Origin of the sequence: Psychrobacter sp. AOP31-B2-9, assembly GCF_052378005.1 — a bacterium.
Lineage (GTDB): Bacteria > Pseudomonadota > Gammaproteobacteria > Pseudomonadales > Moraxellaceae > Psychrobacter.
The window spans coordinates 1-321 of sequence record NZ_JBQSXG010000366.1 but is presented as its reverse complement, the minus strand read 5'-3'; the positions used below and the strand labels follow the sequence as shown (position 1 = coordinate 321).

General features: G+C 38.3%; 1 protein-coding gene. It reads left to right on the top strand.

Annotated elements, in window-relative coordinates; genetic code table 11:
- Positions 1 to 321: IS1/IS1595 family N-terminal zinc-binding domain-containing protein (locus tag ACT3SX_RS15660; RefSeq protein WP_444761887.1), on the top strand; the 321-nt coding region annotated here is incomplete at both ends.

Below are 321 nucleotides of genomic sequence, written 5' to 3'. Positions count from 1 at the left end.
GATAAACACACCAAGAAGAACGGACGTAAGCTAGGCAAACAGCAGTATCAATGTCTCGCTTGTAGGCGGCAATTTTTAGGTGGCAAAAGACTCAATAATCAAACCCTTTGGACTGAATATACCCAAGGTAAACAGACCTACCAACAGTTGGCTGATAAATATCACTGTAGTCTTAAAACCATCCAAAGACGCTTAGATAAAGTCAGTGTTGAATATCAAATTAAGCGGCCAAATACTGCTAATATCATCATAGATACTACTTACTTTGGTCGTAAGTTTGGTTTAATGGTCTTTATGGACAACACGACTAGAACTGTTCTT